The organism is Shewanella sp. MBTL60-007 (genome assembly GCF_019654915.1).
GTDB lineage: Bacteria > Pseudomonadota > Gammaproteobacteria > Enterobacterales > Shewanellaceae > Shewanella.
The window spans coordinates 76,786-96,367 of sequence record NZ_BPET01000014.1 but is presented as its reverse complement, the minus strand read 5'-3'; the positions used below and the strand labels follow the sequence as shown (position 1 = coordinate 96,367).

Below are 19,582 nucleotides of genomic sequence, written 5' to 3'. Positions count from 1 at the left end.
GCAGCTTCACCTTTGGTAACTACACTTATGCCAACGGCGTGATCAGCTGGACAGAAACCGCGCCTGCTGAAGGCGACAGCATCACCGTCACCGCCACCCAAACCGATAAGGCTGACAACACCTCGGCACAAGGTTCAGATACTGCCAAGGTCGCCGATGAAACCGCGCCAAATGCGCCGACGGTATTGATTGTTGATGATGGCAACCCAGGCGATGGCCTGCTCACCCAAGCTGAAATTGGTGCTGATGACGTACAGCTGCAAGTCACTATCGATGGTACTGACTTTGAAGCTGGCGGCTATGTCACGCTTACCATTAACGGTGGCGCGGACATTCAGCTGAGTTTCGCTGACTTCACTGATGCTGGCAACGGCAGCTTCACCTTTGGTAACTACACTTATGCCAACGGCGTGATCAGCTGGACAGAAACCGCGCCTGCTGAAGGCGACAGCATCACCGTCACCGCCACCCAAACCGATAAGGCTGACAACACCTCGGCACAAGGTTCAGATACTGCCAAGGTCGCCGATGAAACCGCGCCAAATGCGCCTATCGTTACCATCGTTGATGATAACAATCCTGATGATGAGGTCTTATCGGAATCAGAGATTGGTGCTAACGATGTTCAGGTTCAAGTACAGATAGATAAAACTGACTTCACCTCTAATGGAACAGTACAACTAACCATCAATAATGGAATGTCCGTTACAACACTAACCCTAAGTTTGGCACTAAATGGCATTGATATTATAGCCCTAGACGGTGATGGATTAGCGGTTAATGGCTTTAGCTACGACGCGATTAACGGCATAATCAGCTGGACCGAAACGACACCTGCAGATGGCGAGGTTATTAAGGTAACAGCCACTCAAACAGACGAGGCTGGAAATCAATCTGAGTCAAGTCAAGATCTTGCGATTGTTAGACATGATACAGAAACAGCTTTGGGCCAAGTCACCGAAGGGACTGTGGGTAATGTATTAACCTTACCAGACGGAATAAGTTTTGAAGGGACAACTGCTCTTGGCGGTTCTGTCTCTCTCGTTAACGGTAGCTATGTTTATACCGCTCCAGTAAGAGATCATAGTGATAATATATCGGACCAAGATAGCTTCAGCATCACTAATGCCGATGGCACCGTTTCAATATTTACGATAGATATAACCGATACAACTCCAGTCGCCAATAATGATTCTGGTACTTTTGAAATTGGCCTTAATGTTGTGACACAAGGAACTATTGATTTACTTGATAATGACGTCATTGTCGATCACTCATCCGAAGATCCTGCCACGGTTTATCAAATACAGGGGGCCGACGGCTCTTGGGTTACCTTAGTTAATGGTAGTGCCACTGTTGACGGTTTATATGGCAAGTTGACCGTAAATTCCGATGGCAGTTATAGCTATGAATCAACCTTAGATACATCAGCCCAAGCCTCAGAAGGGGCCGATGCCATCTTAGAAGTCTTTGATCTTTACGGCTTTACCGATAACCGCTTATTTAATGGTGATAATTTAGATCTAGATGCACTCGACTCTACCGCACAAGGACTCGTCAGCATTCGCGCAAGTGGCGGACAAGCAAAGCCTGGAATTGGCGTCTCAGGAAATGGTAAAGACGATATTAGTGGTAGTGAATCTTTACTTGTATCGCTAGAAACAAGCTCTACCTCTATGCAATTTGGAGTCAACGAGTTAAATGCAAATCAAGGCGACTTAGCATGGTCTGTATACGATGAAAATGGAAATCTCGTTGCCAGCGGTGTCTTTTCATCTGATTCAAATAGTGGTGCCTTACAAACACTAAACATTTCTACAGACACTGCATTCCAATACGTTGTGCTCAGCTATACCGAAAGTAATAACGGTTTTGTTGTGGACTCTATTAGCTATACGCCTGCCGTTGGTGCTGTAGATGAGAGCTTTAACTATACGGTTGTTGATAATGACGGCAGTATATCCGATTCAGCATCCCTCGAACTGACTGGAATACCTGATACTACAACTACTGCAGTTAATGATGTAAAAGTAACCGAAGAAGGAATAGCTACATTCGGTAACGTTCTTAGCAATGACGCTTATATCGACTCTTCCCTTGAGGTTTCTAGCTTTAAAGTTGCAGGTCATTCTGGAAAGTATAATGCCAGTAAAAAAGTCATCAATATCAAAGGTGGTAAGCTAACCCTTGATAGTGACGGTGAGTATACTTTCACACCGAATAAGCACTGGAACGGTGAAGTACCTGTTATCACTTACACCACAAATACGGGTGCGGAAGCAACACTGACTATCAACGTCACTCCTGTCGATTCTGCACCAGAGTTTAGATCTGGAACTGATGTTGACGGCGACGCTGCCAATATAGATAGCTATGACTTTGGCTTTAAACCTGAAGGTTCAACCACTGGCACTATTATAGGTACTATCATTGCCGATGATCCTGATACAAACGATGACCTTACTTATAGTTTTGCTGATGGGTCACTTACCAGTGGTGTATTCACTATCGATGCTGATTCTGGCGAAATAACTCTAAATAAAGATATCGACGATGCTGATTTAGGTCTATTCACTCTCGATGTGATCGTAACGGACTCTACCGACTTAACCGATACAGCAACTGTGGCTATAGAACTGACTAACGTTAATGAGCCTCCATTAGCGACCGACGACTATTTTGGTGTTGGATTAAACAGCCATTACTACAGCTACAACGACGATACTGATGGCGGAAACCTATCTTCAGTTTCACAAGTGAGAGACTTCATTAATAGCAATCAAGCCGATGCAACATTCATTGCGACCACTCTCAATTACGCTTGGGGCAACGGCAACTTAGGAACAGGTAAGAGCCTACAAAACTTCTTAGGTGATGATGCTGCAAGTTTAAGTAATGATCCTGGAAATAGCTCTGACGCTATCTTGCATATGCAAGGCTCAGTACAATTGGATGCAGGAACCTATGGCTTAAAAGTCACTGCCGATGATGGTTATTCAGTACTTATCGATGGCGTTGTTGTCGCTGAAGTATCTCGAAATCAGTCTTCAAGCACCCGCGTTCCCGGTGATGACGGACACATCTATTTTGATATTACCGACCCTGGCGCTCATTCAATTGAAGTTATCTACTGGGATCAAGGCGGAGCGTACCAGCTTAATATTGAGCTAGGGGTGTTCGATGAAAACAATCAACAAATTGGTGATTACACCCCACTAGGTGATCAGATCATTGCTAACGGTGTGGTCGTTCTTGAAGATACCCCATTCACCTTCAGTGCTGATTCTATTCTTGCAAATGATACCGATCCTGATGGTGACGTACTGTCAATCATCAGCGTTGGCAATGCTCAAAATGGTACCGTAGAGCTAGATGCAGACGGTAATGTGGTATTCACTCCTGACACAGGCTATAGCGGTTCTGCAAGCTACGAATATACTGTACAAGATGAAGACGGTTTAACCGATACAGCGACAGTCTATTTCGATGTCACACCGACCCGAGACTATGGTTTTGTGGGCGGAACAGATGGTGATAATACCTTACAAGGTACTGACGATCATGATGTTATCGTCAGTGACACCACAGGCATTCAGATCGTTCAAGGTGAGAACTATAATTTCGCCTTTATCCTCGACTCATCAGGCAGCATGGGTGGGAATGCAGTTAACACGGCAAAGAGCCAATTAATTGAAGTCTTTAAGTCACTACAAGCTGCTACCTCCGGTGTACACTCTGGCACGGTTAATATTGCAGTCATCGACTTTAGTACATCGGCGATCACGAGTATCTCAGTCAATATTCAAGATCTAGATATTAACGCATTAATCAATAACAGCAACGATGCTTGGAATGCAATAACCAGCGGTGGACGTACCGATTATATTGATGCATTTGGTGCAGCTGTAGACTGGTTTAATAGCAGCTTAGTGACTAATAATGCTGGCAATAACCTCACGTATTTCATCACCGATGGCGAACACAATGAAGGGGGCGACCCTGAAGCCGCATTTGATCTCTTGGCCGGTCTCTCTGACGTCGAAGCTGTGGGGATAAAAACCAGCATCGATGCGGATGATATCCTCCCTTATGACACAGATGGTGTCGTTAAGGCAAAAGTTAGCGTGGGGAATTTAGCCAGCGTTATTTTAGGCTCGGAGCAACAGCTTATTCAAGGCGATGATGATGTCAACGCTGGCGAAGGCAACGATATCATCTTTGGCGACTTGGTTTCATTTGATGGTATCGATGGCCAAGGCTATAGCGCGCTACAAGCCTTCGTTGCACAAGAAACCAGCCAACAAGCAACTGACGTTACGGTACAAGATATACATGATTTCATATCTAATAATACGCACCTATTTGGCACAAATAATGCCGAAGACGGCGCCGATACGTTAGAAGGCGGTGAAGGTAACGACATCCTATTCGGTCAAGGCGGTGATGATACCTTAATTGGTGGTCTTGATAACGACACCATGATTGGTGGCCTAGGATCCGATACCTTTAAATGGACTACCGACTCTGTGGATGGCACCGATACCACTGACCATATTACCGACTTTAACTTAGCTGAAGATAAGCTAGATTTAAGCGATATCTTGCAAGGTGATACTGTCAGTGAGCTCGCTCAACATCTGAGCTTTACTAATGAGAATGGTTCTACCAGCATCAATATTGATACCGATGGCAATGGCAGTTTTGATCAACATATCGTATTGGATGGCGTCGATTTAATTGGCCAATTCGGTAGTAATGAGGCCGACATTATTTCCGGTCTATTGGGCAACAACGGAGAAGGGCCACTTATCGTCAGTACGTCAACAGGAGAGCCTGTGACTCAGTCGGTAAATAGCCCAGATCCACTAGATGATCAATTGAGTCCAAATGCCTTTGCGATGCTGCCATAAATAAAGAAGCAACATAGTGACCTGTGGAAAAACGGGTCACTATGATCGATACTGAATAAATAATAATAAAATCTTAAGGATAAGCTTCCAAGGTGTCTGCTTCAGATTCTAAGAAGACTGAGCAATGGACGATTTCAGCCTCTCAACGGGTGATAGTCGATCCGCTGCTAGACAGTTTAGTGTTACTCACCGAATATTTCGGTAGCCCATGCTCTAGCGACTCGCTGGCGGCAGGCTTGCCTATGCAGGGACATGTATTAACTCCGGAACTGCTACCTCAAGCTGCTAGTCGCGCGGGGCTGGCGGCTAAGTTATCCCGTAAAGGGTTAAACGAAATATCACCTATCTTACTTCCGTGTATTTTACTCTTAAAAGATAAAAAGGCCTGCCTACTAAGAGAGTTCGATATTGAGCAAGATAAAGCCGTTATTCAACTACCTGAAACTGGCGGTGAAGAAACTCTATCGATTGAAGAGCTTGAAGCACTCTATGTTGGCTATCTGTTTTTAGTGAAACAAGAGTATCGCGGAGATATGGGCTTAGATGTTCATCTTCACGAGAATAAAGCCCACTGGTTACTGCAAACCATTAAAGACTCCGCCCCGATTTACCGCGATGCACTTATCGCTTCGGTGCTCGTAAACCTATTTGCACTAGTGTCACCGCTGTTTATTATGAACGTGTATGACAAAGTCGTACCGAATCTGGCATTCGATTCACTATGGGTGCTCGCCATAGGTGCAGGTATAGCCTATATATTCGACCTAATTATGCGTCAGCTTCGAAGTTACCTTATCGATGTGGCCGGCAAGAAAGTCGACATCATAGTCTCTTCGCGATTATTTGCTAAAGCCATAGGTATTCCACTAGAGAAGCGCTCACCCAGTGTAGGCGGCATGGCCAAGCAACTCGGTGAATTTGACAGTATTCGCGATATTCTCACGTCGGCAACCATAACCACTTTGGTGGACCTGCCCTTTGCACTCTTCTTCCTGATGATTATCTATATCGTTGCGGGAGATCTCGCAGTCATTCCGCTTTTAGGTAGCATCATTATTATCGGCTACACCTTGATTATGCAGCCAAAACTCAAGGCTGCGATTGACGAGAGTAATAAGTTTTCTGGCCTAAAACATGGTCACCTGATTGAGTCGCTGGCCTCCATTGAATCCATCAAGTCCAGTGGCGCAGAGGGAGTGGTTCAAAAGAGCTGGCAGCAGATGATTGGCCATACAGCCAACTGGCAGCTTAAATGCAAAAAGATCACTACTTCAGTGACCAATATGGCCACATTCGTGGTGCAGGTCTCGGTTATTTTTGTGGTGATTTTAGGGGTATACCGCGTATCTGAGAATGAAATATCAATGGGCGGTATTATCGCTGCGGTAATCCTTTCTAGCCGTGCAATATCTCCTATGGCACAGCTAGCAGGATTGATGACTCGTGGTAATCAAACCGCCAGCGCACTGCGCCAGTTAGACGAGCTAATGACTCAAGAAGATGAGTTTGAAAACAAAGGCCATCTCGTTAGTCGCCAACGATTGCTAGGCCAGATCACCGCCCATCATATCGGTTTTAGCTATCCCGGTTCTGAGCGCCCAGTTCTGCATCCTCTGTCGTTGAACATAGCTCCTGGAGAACGTGTAGCGATTATTGGCCGTAACGGCTCCGGTAAGAGTACTCTAGCCAAGTTATTGGTCGGCTTGTTTCAGCCCACCAAGGGCAGTTTAACCTATGATGGTATCGACTCGGCTCAGATCCACCCAAGTGATTTAAGACGAAACTTCGGTTATCTACCGCAAGATATCACCCTGTTTCACGGCACCATTCGCGACAATATCTTATTTGGCACCCGCCAAGTCACCGAGCATCAATTGATCCGTGCGGTACAGCTATCTGGTGTGAATTTGTTTACCAATTTAGAGGCCGAGGGGTTAGATCAGCAAGTCGGTGAAGGTGGACGGGAGCTTTCTCGTGGCCAGCGCCAAACCATCGCCCTCGCCCGTGCCACATTGAATGACCCGCCAGTACTGTTAATGGATGAGCCCACTGCCAGTCTCGATGCCCGGGCAGAAAAGCAGTTTATTCACGCTATGCATAATGTAAGCAAAGACAGAACCTTATTGCTTATCACCCACAAGATGCATCTACTCAATCTTGTCGACCGTATCATTGTCCTCGATCGCGGCCATATTGTAGCCGATGGTCCGAAAGCAGAAGTCCTCAAGAAGCTAAATGAGGGGTTATTAGCGGGAGCGGCAAAGCGATGAGTAAGCACTTAACCACACATGATTTAGAAATGGTTGATGACGTCTACGGTGCGATGATGACGGATGCCCCCGCAAGCCATCGACTGACTATTTGGGCGCTAACAGCCTTAGCAATCACCTTTCTTATTTGGGCCTACTTTGCCGAACTCGATCAAGTTACCACAGGCATGGGGAAGGTAATCCCCTCCTCTCAAGTACAGGTTATTCAAAGCCTAGACGGTGGTATTTTACAAGAGATGTACGTCCAAGAAGGCTTAATCGTCACTAAAGGTCAGCCCCTTGCTCGTATCGATGCCACACGCTTTCAATCAGATTTCGCCCAACAAGAGCAGGAAGTAAATAGCCTAGTCGCTAATGTGGTTCGCTTACAGGCTGAACTTAACAGTATCACAATCTCAAATATCACTAATGATTGGCGCGAACAGGTCAAGATATCACCTCAACCTATGGTGTTTCCGTCTGAGCTTGAACAAAACGAGCCAGAGCTAACGAAAAGACAACGTGAAGAATATGCCGGCCGATTAGATAACTTAAGTAACCAACTCGAGATCCAAGCGAGGCAGATTCAGCAGCGTAATCAAGAGATCCAAGAATTAGCTTCCAAGATTAAGACGCTAACGACTAGCTTTCAGCTGGTCTCTCGAGAACTTGAGCTCACTCGACCATTGGCAGAAAAAGGCATCGTACCCGAGGTAGAGCTACTCAAGCTACAGCGAGTCGTTAACGATATTCAGGGCGAGTTGGCGTCGCTTCGCCTGCTCAGACCAAAAGTTAAATCCACCATGGATGAAGCTATTCTCAAGCGCCGCGAGTCAGTGCTTATTTATGCTGCAGATAGCCGTGCCCAACTTAATGAAATGCAAACAAAACTATCTCGCATGAATGAAGCGCAAGTCGGTGCACAGGATAAGGTTAGCAAGGCTGAAATCGTCTCACCGGTGAATGGGACGATAAAAACCGTCCATATTAATACGCTAGGTGGCGTTGTTCAGCCAGGTGTAGACATTATTGAAATCGTACCATCAGAAGACAAACTTTTAATTGAAACTAAGATTACCCCAAAAGATATCGCTTTCTTGCATCCAGGCCTGCCTGCAATAGTCAAAGTCACCGCTTACGACTTTACCCGCTATGGTGGCCTAAATGGCGTGGTTGAGCATATTAGTGCCGATACCACCCAAGATGAAGAGGGTAACAGCTTCTACATAGTAAAAGTGAGAACTGAGTTTTCCAGCTTAACAAAAGACGATGGAACTAAAATGCCTATCATCCCGGGAATGTTAACCTCGGTCGATGTGATTACAGGGCAAAGATCCGTTTTAGAGTACATACTTAATCCGATATTACGGGCTAAAGACACGGCGCTGAGGGAGCGTTAAGCCCGGTATTAAAAACAACCAGGAGGGGTTATACATGGATAGCAGCACAGTACGGCAGCTAAAGCGCAGTGCATTAGCACTTGCCGTTAGCGCGCTGATGATACCAGCAACAGCTTCTAGCCAAACGCTAGAACAGGCTGTGGCACACACACTGGACACAAATCCCGAGATCCGAATTGCATTTAACCGTTTTAAAGCGCGTGAAGAGCAAGTAAATCAGGCTGTTGCTGGTTACATGCCAACGGTTGATATCAATGCAGGTTATGGTTGGGAGCAGACCAACAGTCCATCAACTCGCAGGCGCGCCGGACAAGGCGATGTCGATAGTGATGGTGTCATTGAGCTAGAGCGTGGTGAAGCTGGTTTTAGTATCAAGCAGATGCTATTTGATGGTTTCTACACGAGTAGCGAAGTCGATAGATATAGCTTCGAGGCCAGCGCCGAACAGTGGGCACTGTTCGCCGCAGCCGAAGATATGGCACTCGAGGTATCTAAGGTATATATCAACTATATCCGCAGTGAGCAGGTCCTCACCTTAGCAGAGAAAAACCTGCAAAGTCATAAAGATATCTACGAACAAATTAAGCAGCGTACTGACTCAGGCCTTGGTTCAACAGCAGACCTATCTCAAATCACAGGTCGCCTAGCACGTGCAAACGCCAATGTGATTTCTGCACGCAATAACTTTTACGATGCTAAATCGCAGTTTGTTCGCATCGTTGAGCAGCAGCCAGAAGACATGATAGTGCCCGTACCTGATGCCGATATGCTGCCTGCCGATCTCAACGCCAGTATTATGATGGCTCAAGATAATCATCCAATTCTAAAATCTGCAGCGAGTGATATCTATGCAGCAGAGAATGAAAAGGACTCCGCCCAGTCAAACTACTACCCAAAGATCACTCTAGAGCTAGATGGTAACTGGAATAATAATCTCGATGGTGAAGACGGCTACTCAATCTTGCCGAGCAATAACGTTGGCGGACATAACAACGACCTCGTTGCTATGGTGCGTTTGAAGTACAACCTCTTCGCCGGTGGTCGCGATCTCGCTCGTGAAAAAGAAGCAGCGTATAAAGTCGGCGAAGCTAAAGAGATCCGCCAACGCGCCCACAGGCAGGTAGTTGAAGGTGTCAACTTAGCTTGGAATGCTTATGAGCTTCTGACACCGCAGAAAATGTATATTCGTGACCATGTCATTGCTGCAAAAGATACCCAAGTTGCTTATAGCCAACAGTTCAACTTAGGCCAGCGGACTCTGCTGGATCTGCTAGACACTGAAAACGAGCTATTTGAAGCGAGAAAGGATTACTTAGAATCTGAATACGATGAAATTATCGCTCAATACCGTGTATTGAATGCAACAGGGCAATTACTCGAGTCATTACGTGTCACTAGACCGGATGTCTGGAACGGAGAGAGGGATTACGAGGGAGGAGTTCCACAATGAAAATCATTATAGCTATATTGAGTCTAGCGATTTTAAGTGGCTGCTCTATGCGCGATATCGCCACCATGGATGAGCCAACGGTACAAGTTCATGACCTGAACGATATCGATCGTGACGGCGTAATCGTTGCCAGAGAACGTTGCACAGAAACAGCCTTAGGTGCAACGATCGACAACTATGGTTGCGGTAAGATTAAGCCCATCAATGAACGTCAGGAACTAAAAATCCTGTTCGCAAATGACTCTTACTATATCGACCCTATGTATTACCCACAGGTCGAAGTGATCGCAACCTTTATGCGCGATTTCCCTAACACCCAAGCGGTTATTGAGGGGCATTGTAGTAAAACAGGGAGTCATGAGCATAACCAAGTTTTATCGCAAAACCGAGCCAATGCTGTCAGTTCTTTACTTGCCGAGCGCTTTGGTATTGATTCCAATAGGCTCAGTGCAGTAGGTTATAGCTTCGATCGTCCTATCGATCCAACACATACTGCGGCGGCACATAAAGTTAACCGCCGAGTAATTGCCGAGTTAACAGGTGATGACACTACAGCGGATATGAAGTGGCACATCTACACGGTAGACGAAGAAGTTAAGTAATAGAAGTACCGGAGCAGTATGGTTGGCAGGCTTTATCAATTAAAGAAAATAACAAAAGTCTGCCAATTAAAATTGACGGTGTTAGCGCTGTCCGTCTCTTGTCTCTATGCAGCTCCTGTTCAAAAGTTAGACTCAGTCCATATTACCCAAACTATCGAATCGCACTATGGCGAACGTGCGGGTAAAAGGATTAGAGCTTGGTTTAAGATGTTGGATGAAGCCAAGGATTTACAAGATAAAGATAAGATATTGATGGTTAATAATTTTTTTAACCTCTTTCATTTTGTCGATGATATAAAGCTTTGGGGAAATAAGAATTATTGGGCAACGCCCATGGAGTTTATCGGGGTCAGTGGTGGCGACTGTGAGGATTTCTCAATCGCCAAATACTTTACCCTGCTTCAGCTCGGTGTTTCTGAAGATAAATTACGCATCACTATGGTTAAAGCAACCAGCGTAAATCAATATCACATGGTACTTGCCTACTATGAGACACCCTCCTCTATTCCTCTTGTTTTAGACAATCTTGATAAACAAATTAAACCAGCAACACAGAGAAAAGATCTATTACCTGTCTATAGCTTTAATGGTCGACAACTGTGGCTAAATAAAGAGAAGGGACGAGGTGTTCTAGCAGGTTCCTCGTCAAAGCTCGCTAAATGGAATGACTTGAAACATCGCTTGGGTGTCGAGCGCCTTAATCAGCCCAAGATAAAACTGGAGTAGTTAAAAGATGACACTGTTTCGACAGATATACACATTACTGTTTGTGTTGTTTTTGTTGGTTGTTGCGAGTTTAGGCTATGTGCAGTTTAGCGAAACTCAAAGCTTTCTAACCAAGCAAATGGAATCCGATCTCAATAATACTAGCCACTCACTCGGTATTATGTTGGTGCCCGATCTAGAAGCTGGCGACATTGTCGGTGCAGAAACCCTGATCAATGTGATTTTCGAGGGCGGCTACTATCAGCAGGTAAAACTTACTTGGCTGGTCGATGGCAAGCAGCAGGTATGGGAAAATCCAGTGACAATTGAGGGTGTCCCCCAGTGGTTTATCGACCTAGGCCTATTCAAAACGATTAAGCGAGAGAGTACTATCACCTCAGGTTGGATCCAGCTTGCTCGCTTAGAGATCACCGCCCATCCAGGTTTCGGTTATCACGAGCTTTGGCGCACTATGACCAATGCAATCATCGTTTTTTCAATCCTGTTTTTAATTGCGATAATCTCAGCCCGTGTAGGTTTAACTTGGATTTTAAAGCCATTACACGATATCGCTGAACACGCTAAAGAGATCGCTAATCGTAAGTTTGGCCCCGACATGCAAGTACCTAAAACTGTAGAGCTCAAATCTGTAGTGCAGGCTTTCAACAGCATGTCTGATCAACTCAAACAGATCTTTAACTCACTCGATGAAGAAGTTGGAGAACTGAGAAAGAAAAACCTTGTTGATCAAGTCTCAGGGCTCCCTAACCGTCAATACATGATGGGCCGTTTGAACAGCTGGCTAAGTGAGCCTAAGAGCGGCGCACTTATGATGGCAAAGTTTGACTGGTTAGAAGAGGTACACAGTAAATACGGCTACCAGGTTCGCGACGAAACCATCAAGCTATTATCAGACAAAATGAAGCAACATTTAGACGGCGTCGCTACCTCGGTGATTACACGAATTGCGGCCTATGAATTTGCCTTTCTCATTACCAGCTCCGAGCATGAACTGACCAGTAAATACCTGCAAACTCTCATCCGTACCATTAACCAAGAGATCTCTAAGGCAGGCTGTAAACCAAATGAGCAGTTCGCTATTGGTATTGCCGAGCGAACTGGTCAAATGACAGTCACTGATATCCTAGCGCAGGCGGATAACGCACTACAAAAATCACTGCAGGAGAATAAAGTTTTCCACTGGTTTGAGACAAGTGAAAAACAATTATTCACCCGTGAACAGTGGCGAGAACATTTAAGTAATGCAATTACCGACGGTAAATTTAAGTTTAAATGGCAGCCCATTTTACTTAACCAAACTGAGTCTATTTTACAGCGAGAGTTATATTGCCAATTGGAGATAAACGGCAAGATGGTACACGCAGGACAATTTATGCCCTATGTTGAACTACTCTCGCTGGGCAGCCTATTAGATAGATGCTTAATTAAGACTATCCACAGTAAAAAGCTATTAGATAGAAACTTCGAGCCAGTAGCTGTTAATTTAACCTTCCAGAGCATTAGCGATAAAGAGTTTCACCAATGGCTCGATAAATTCCTGCGAACTTCAACACTAAGGGAACGCTTTTGTTTCGATATCCCCGAAGCCGCTGTTTACAGCGATCCAGAAGCCTGCCAGGCACTCTGCGCGATTATTCGAGATAATGGTGCCCACTTCGGTATCGATCACTTCGGCCGCCAGTTCGGCTCGATGACTTATCTGCAAAACATACGCCCTAGCTATGTTAAGTTAGACCAATCCTTTGCTTATTACGACGATAATGCTCACAGCAGCGAGCTATGCCGAGCACTCATAAATGTTGCTAAGGGCTTAGATATTGAAGTCATCGCCACGGGTGTTGAGCAAGAGACCCAGCTAAAGCGTTTCGCGCTATTGAAGACTAACGCCTATATGGGCTTTATCTCCCCGCCAGTCGCAGTCGAATAGCATCGATAGTTTAAGTTGGAATAGATAAAGGTCTCTTAGGAGGCCTTTTTTAATTCTAGGTTGTAGGAAAGGCTAAGACGGTAAAAGCCGAAACTGCTGGAAAACTTAGAAGCATAGACGAGAGAAGCCGGAAAGCAACGGCAGGAAAGAGAGGCTCTAGATTCTGCCTTTCCGTCAGAGGGCCTGCGAACAATCCGTTAACCGTTATCCTTCAGCGAAGCGTTCGTCTCAGCTTTGCTTTTCTAGAAACTGCTTTCCGTAAGTCGGCATTTATGCCGACAAGCTATATATCACCCCTTGATTGACGGGCTAAAGCCCGACCTACAAATTCAATTCTTTCCGGCCTTTCCGTCAGTGAGCCTGCGAACGTTCCGTTAACCGTTATCCTTCAGCGAAGCGTTCGTCTTAGCTTTGCTTTTCTAGAAACTGCTTTCCGTAGGTCGGCATTTATGCCGACAAGCTATATATCACCCCTTGATTGACGGGCTAAAGCCCGACCTACAAATTCAATTCTTTCCGGCCTTTCCGTCAGTAAGCCTGCGAACGTTCCGTTAACCGTTATCCGTCAGCGAAGCGTTCGTCTCAGCTTTGCTTTTCTAGAAACTGCTTTCCGTAGGTCGGCATTTATGCCGACAAGCTATATATCACCCCTTGATTGACGGGCTAAAGCCCGACCTACAAATTCAATTCTTTCCGGCCTTTCCGTCAGTGAGCCTGCGAACGTTCCGTTAACCGTTATCCGTTCAGCGAAGCGTTCGTCTTAGCTTTCGAAAAGTGGTCGGCCATGGGTTCATAAAGAGAGAGGATTCGAATCCTTCGCCAGTTTTTAGATACAAAAAAGCCTCTCGATTTCTCGAGAGGCTTCATGTAAAAATGGTCGGTGATAGAGGATTCGAACCTCTGACCCTCTGGTCCCAAACCAGATGCGCTACCGGGCTGCGCTAATCACCGAAAATCTTTTATCTTACTTAACTTGCTAAATATCGAGTAAACTCGCTATTTATAAATATGGTCGGTGATAGAGGATTCGAACCTCTGACCCTCTGGTCCCAAACCAGATGCGCTACCGGGCTGCGCTAATCACCGAGTCTTTAAAGCTTTAGGAAAATGGGGTGACTGATGGGACTTGAACCCACGACAACCGGAATCACAATCCGGGGCTCTACCAACTGAGCTACAATCACCACTGATATTTCCTACTAACAAAACCGCCGTTTCCATTCTGGTGCACCCAGAAGGATTCGAACCCTCGGCCTCACCCTCCGGAGGGGTGCGCTCTATCCAGCTGAGCTATGGGTGCCTTGCCTTGTTAGCGGGGCATATAGTAGGTTCAAAATGCCCTCCCGTCTACACCTGTTTTGCTTTTTTTACGGATTTTACGTTCGTTCGCTCAAGATTTGAGTGATTTGTACGGTTTTTTACCACGGAGCGTCAAAATAATGACTTGGATAGAGCCCTTTTTCATGTTATCAATACGTATTAGCTCAAATCCTAATCAGATTAAAAATTGCGATTGGCGGAACGACATGTTTAGGGAAGAAACATCTCAGTCAAAAAAGACATTGAGATTAAATAAACGGATTACTCGTCTAAAAGCCCTGGCGCTGAAATACAAGCGTGCCGAGATCACTCAAAATGCCCTGCTAGAGATCTCTAACTCAGCATCGAGTGTAACGACACCTGCAGAGTTCTACTCATCACTGCATAGAACGATCAATAGGCTGATCCCTGCCGATAATTTTTTCATCGCTACACTCAACGCCAATACTGGCAGAATTGAAGTCCCCTTCTTTCAAGATGAAAAAGATGTTCATCCACAGGAGTTCTATCCCGATGAAGATCTTTCCGACACTTTATTCAGTGGCTTAACAGGTTATGTACTCAAAACCGAGCAAACACTCATCTGCGATGACGAAACATACCACCGTCTCCTGCAATCAAATGCAATCACCCCAAGAGGCAGCCATTGCCATCAATGGGTAGGAACTCCGATTAAAAGTGTCGATAGCACCATAGGTGTATTAGTTTTTCAAAGCTACGACAGTGACACAGTTTATGACGAGATAGAAATTGAGCTAATGAACTTCATTAGTCACCATATTTCAGGCGTGATTCAACGACTACAGAATCAAGAGCAGCTAGAGCAAGCGATTAACACCCGCACGAAAGAGTTAAGTATCGCTTATAACAAGCTTAAGCAAGAAGTGTACGAGAGGCGTCGTGCCGAGCGCCTACAGAAGTCACTGTTTGAGATTGCAGACTTAGCAAACTCAAATATCGATAACCAAGAGTTCTACAGTGAAATCCACCGCGTCATTAGCCACCTACTGCCAGTCAATAACTGCTTTATCTCATTGCTTAATGAAATGCGAGATGCACTTACCTTTCCCTATTTCGTTTCTCAGTATGATCTCCCCTCGCCTAAACCTAGGGCTTTAAGTGATGGGTTAACCGAATATATTCTACTGAACAATAAACCTAAGCTGCTCAACCGTAGTGATATTAAAAGACTCATTGAATCTGGCGATCTCTATTGCGAAACTCCTGAACTTAATGACACCCAAGAGATCAACCAATGGATAGGGGTTCCATTATTTATTCACGGTCAAATCTGTGGGGCCCTGACAATATACAGCTATAGCCATATCCAAAACTATCAAGAGAAAGACTTAGAGCTACTGACTTTCGTCTCGCAACATATCGCTACGGCAATTGAAAAGAAACAATCAGAAGAGTCATTGAAGCTAAGCAACGAGCTGTTAGAAGAGAAAGTCAACGAGCGAACGAAAGCACTGGCAAGTGTCAATCAAGATCTTGAGAAAGAGATTAACCAGCGTAAGCGTATCGAGCGCCAACTGGTCCATGATGCTAAACATGACAATCTAACCGGACTTCCCAACCGCTCTATGTTTATGGAACGCTTAACTCAAGCGATAAAACATGTCCGCCGCCATAGTCTTGAAAGATTCGCAGTCCTGTTTATTGATATGGACAGATTTAAACTTCTGAACGACACCTTAGGGCATTTAGAAGGCGATCGTTTCTTAATTGAAACCGCAAAGCGCCTCAAACAGTGTATCCGCAACAATGATATGCTTGCCCGCTTAGGCGGTGACGAATTTGTCATCCTCCTCGACAGTATCAGTGGTCAACAGGATGCCGAAGATATAGCGGAGAGGGTGCTTGCAGAGCTATCTCAGCCTTACCAACTCGCCAACCAGCAGTTTAAATCCAGTGCCAGCATTGGCCTTGCGATGAGCGGCCAAAGCCGTTCAGATACTAGCGAGTCGATACTGCGTGATGCCGATACAGCCATGTACCAAGCAAAATCACAGGGTAAAGGCTGCTATGCCATATTCAATCACGGCGTAAATCAGCAACAAGTCAAAAACCTCAAGCTTGAAAATGAGCTGAAGAACGCACTAATTAAAAATGAACTGCAACTCAGTTATTTGCCAATCATGGCACTCGACTCCGAACAGATCATTGCCTTTGAGCCAAGGTTATTCTGGCATCACCCAAGTTTAGGTAAGCTTAAACAGGCACAACTAAATAATATAGCCGAGCACTGCCATATGGTCATTGAGCTGGACAACTACTTGTTAGAGCAGGTCAATCTGAGCTTTCACAGCATGCAGCAGCAATACGGCAATCAATTTCAGCTACAAGTACCAATCTCAAGCCAACACTTAAATCATAAGCATGCTTTAAGAGCCCTTAAAAACAGAATTAAGCAGTGTCGTTTCAACATCAGTAAGCTGACCCTGTTTTTTAATGAAAAGCAATTCGTACAGAATACCGATAACCATATTAGCGCTTTCGATAGCCTGAATAAGCTCGATGTAAAACTAGGGATTGAAGCCTATGGCAGTGCCTATAGCGCCATCAGCAGCTTGATCTTCCTACCGATTCAGACCCTAAAGCTCGATCCAAGCTATGTCGCTCACCTAGAAAGCAAGCAACACGTTAAACTGGTAAAGGCCTACTTTAAAGCGGCTCAGGCCCTTGGATTAGAAGTCTTTGCAGCCGGGATCAGCGATAGTAAACAATGCGAAACACTGCAGGAAATTGGGTTTACTAATGGTCAGGGTAGCGCACTGGGCAATGTGATAGAGCTAGAGCAGGAGAAAAACAGAGTGTGTGCCTAACCTCAATAGGGCACACACTTAATTTTTACCTCGCTCAGGGGTTACTTATTCTTAAACATATCTCTTAAGTTGGCGATATTGGCCCTGCCCGATTGCTGACGCTGCTCTACGGTTTGCACTGGTTTACGGTTCTCCCAGATCAGGTCATCTTGAGGCAACTCCATTAAGAAGCGGCTCGGCTCACAACGTATGGTCTCACCAAACTGACGTCGCTCCCTGCAGATAATAAACCACAACTCTTTTTGCGCCCGAGTGATCCCCACATACGCTAGGCGACGCTCTTCATCGACATTATCTTCATCGATACTGCTTTGGTGCGGCAAGATCCGCTCCTCAGCACCAACCATAAACACATAGGGGAACTCCAGTCCCTTCGAGGCGTGTAAGGTCATGAGTTGCACCTGATCGCCGCCCTCATCTTCACTATTACGCTCCATCATGTCCCGCAGTGTAAGACGGTTTACCACCTCAGGAAGGGTCATCCCCTCGTCTAACTCATCACCTTCTAGCATCTCGGTGACCCAGCGATACAGTTCAGAAATATTCTTCATCCGCATCTCGGCGGCTTTTGCGCTGGTACTGGTCTCATACAGGTAGTCTTCGTAGTTAATCTTTCTAATTAACTGCTTAACCGCCTCGACAGGATCGCCGCGCTCGGCACAGTCCCCTGTTTCCACCACGAACCGTCCGAACTGATACAGGGTCGACATAGCAGCTGGCGGCAATTCGTGATTCAGGTCAGCCTCAAAGATGGCGGCAAACATCGAGATCTGCTTCTTGTTGGCAAAGTTCCCTAAACGCTCAAGAGTCGCAGGACCAATGCCGCGCTTTGGCAAGTTCACGATGCGTAAGAAGGCATTATCATCATCGGGATTCACCACTAAGCGCAGGTAAGCCATGATGTCTTTGATCTCAGCGCGACCAAAGAATGAGGTACCACCACTGAGCTTATAGGGGATACGGTTAGTCATCAATGCCCGTTCGAGTAGACGCGACTGATGGTTGCCACGATACAAAATCGCGTAATCCCCATATGTGGTCTTGCCGACGAACTTATGTCGAATCATCTCGGCGACAACTCGCTCCGCTTCCTGCTCTTCGTTGGCAGCAATCAGCACCCGAATAGGCTCACCATAAGCCAGCTCACTAAATAGCGTTTTTTCATAAACGTGCGGGTTATTGGCAATAAGAATGTTAGCCGCCCGCAAGATGCGCTGGCTGGAGCGGTAGTTTTGCTCTAACTTAATTAGCTTCAACTTGGGGAAGTCTTTACCCAAGAGCACCAAGTTTTGTGGCTTAGCCCCACGCCAAGAGTAAATAGACTGATCGTCATCACCTACCACAGTAAAGCGTGCACGCTCACCCACCAGTAATTTAACCATCTCATACTGGCTGGTGTTAGTATCTTGGTACTCATCCACCAGCATATACTGAATTCGCGTCTGCCAACGGGTTCTCACCTCTTCATTCTGCCTCAATAACAGAGTAGGCAGTAAAATCAGATCATCGAAATCGAGCGCGTTGTAAGCCTTCATATGTTGGGCATAACGCTGATACAAGAGGGCAAATAACTGCTGCTGTTCATCTTTGGCAATTTTTCGCGCCTGCTCTGGAATAACTAAGTCTCCCTTCCAGTTTGAGATAGTCGTTGCCAGTAATCTCAGCAGATCTTTATCTTCATCTAACTCATCTTGAGTCAGCTCTTTTAATAGCGCTAACGTATCTTGATCGTCAAACAACGAGAAGCCAGGTTTTAAGCCAACCACTTTATGCTCACGTTTAATGATCTCTAACCCCAAGGTGTGGAAAGTTGAAATCCACAAGCCTCGTGCTTCTTTACGCCCCATAGACTGCGACACACGCTCTTTCATCTCGCGCGCCGCTTTGTTGGTGAAAGTTACTGCGGCAATATTGCGCGCTTTATAGCCGCATTTTTCCACCAGATAAGCAATCTTATTAATGATCACTCTGGTCTTGCCACTGCCTGCGCCTGCAAGAACTAAGCAGGGGCCACTAACATAGTGGACGGCATCATTTTGTCCGGGATTGAGCTTCATGGATACGTTATAACCAAGATATTAAGGAAGGCATTAAAACAGGAATGATAGCAGAAAGGCCTTAGCAAGCGGAAAAGTTATCGACAATATCTCTCCTTTAGTAATTAGCGACT

Annotated in this window: 9 protein-coding genes and 4 tRNA genes; 8 read left to right on the top strand and 5 right to left on the bottom strand. The window is 45.6% G+C overall.

Going from position 1 to position 19,582, the window contains the following annotated elements:
* The 7 genes from K5Q92_RS07055 to K5Q92_RS07025 form a co-directional block, all read left to right on the top strand.
* Nucleotides 1–4,910: S-layer family protein (locus K5Q92_RS07055; RefSeq protein ID WP_220768311.1), on the top strand; the 4,910-nt coding region annotated here is incomplete at its 5' end.
* Nucleotides 4,911–5,002: 92 nt separating this feature from the next.
* Nucleotides 5,003–7,180 carry a type I secretion system permease/ATPase gene (locus K5Q92_RS07050; RefSeq protein WP_220768310.1) on the top strand — a complete coding sequence of 726 codons (2,178 nt, stop codon included), beginning with the start codon at nucleotides 5,003–5,005 and terminating at the stop codon, nucleotides 7,178–7,180.
* Nucleotides 7,177–8,559 (top strand): HlyD family type I secretion periplasmic adaptor subunit, encoded by a 1,383-nt coding sequence (locus tag K5Q92_RS07045; protein ID WP_220768309.1) that lies wholly within the window; start codon nucleotides 7,177–7,179, stop codon nucleotides 8,557–8,559. The genes K5Q92_RS07050 and K5Q92_RS07045 overlap by 4 nt, the downstream gene beginning before the upstream one ends.
* A gap of 34 nt (nucleotides 8,560–8,593) precedes the next feature.
* Nucleotides 8,594–10,009 carry a TolC family outer membrane protein gene (locus K5Q92_RS07040; RefSeq protein WP_220768308.1) on the top strand — a complete coding sequence of 472 codons (1,416 nt, stop codon included), beginning with the start codon at nucleotides 8,594–8,596 and terminating at the stop codon, nucleotides 10,007–10,009.
* Entirely contained in the window at nucleotides 10,006–10,611 is a 606-nt protein-coding gene (locus K5Q92_RS07035) for an OmpA family protein (RefSeq protein WP_220768307.1), read from the top strand. Before K5Q92_RS07040 ends, K5Q92_RS07035 begins: the two co-directional genes overlap by 4 nt.
* 18 nt (nucleotides 10,612–10,629) lie before the next feature.
* The gene (locus K5Q92_RS07030; RefSeq protein WP_220768306.1) at nucleotides 10,630–11,337 is read left to right on the top strand and encodes a transglutaminase-like cysteine peptidase; all 708 of its coding nucleotides are present in this window, start codon (nucleotides 10,630–10,632) and stop codon (nucleotides 11,335–11,337) included.
* 7 nt (nucleotides 11,338–11,344) lie between these two features.
* Nucleotides 11,345–13,264 (top strand): EAL domain-containing protein, encoded by a 1,920-nt coding sequence (locus K5Q92_RS07025; RefSeq protein WP_220768305.1) that lies wholly within the window; start codon nucleotides 11,345–11,347, stop codon nucleotides 13,262–13,264.
* Nucleotides 13,265–14,138: 874 nt separating this feature from the next.
* Here the strand turns inward: K5Q92_RS07025 and K5Q92_RS07020 are convergent.
* From K5Q92_RS07020 to K5Q92_RS07005, 4 genes are all read right to left on the bottom strand, one after another.
* Nucleotides 14,139–14,215: transfer RNA gene (locus K5Q92_RS07020), tRNA-Pro, on the bottom strand.
* A 58-nt stretch (nucleotides 14,216–14,273) separates the two neighbouring features.
* A tRNA-Pro gene (locus tag K5Q92_RS07015) sits at nucleotides 14,274–14,350 on the bottom strand.
* 22 nt (nucleotides 14,351–14,372) lie between these two features.
* Nucleotides 14,373–14,448, bottom strand: a tRNA-His gene (locus tag K5Q92_RS07010).
* A 39-nt stretch (nucleotides 14,449–14,487) separates the two neighbouring features.
* Nucleotides 14,488–14,564, bottom strand: a tRNA-Arg gene (locus tag K5Q92_RS07005).
* Between the two features lie 226 nt (nucleotides 14,565–14,790).
* Here K5Q92_RS07005 and K5Q92_RS07000 point away from each other — a divergent pair.
* Nucleotides 14,791–17,412, top strand: coding sequence for a diguanylate cyclase domain-containing protein (locus K5Q92_RS07000; protein ID WP_220768304.1), 2,622 nt, complete (start codon nucleotides 14,791–14,793; stop codon nucleotides 17,410–17,412).
* A gap of 41 nt (nucleotides 17,413–17,453) precedes the next feature.
* On the opposite strand, the gene rep is transcribed toward K5Q92_RS07000, so the two are convergent.
* On the bottom strand, nucleotides 17,454–19,469 hold the full coding sequence (gene rep / locus K5Q92_RS06995; protein ID WP_220768303.1) for a DNA helicase Rep: 2,016 nt from the start codon (nucleotides 19,467–19,469) through the stop codon (nucleotides 17,454–17,456).
* Nucleotides 19,470–19,582 lie beyond the last annotated feature (113 nt).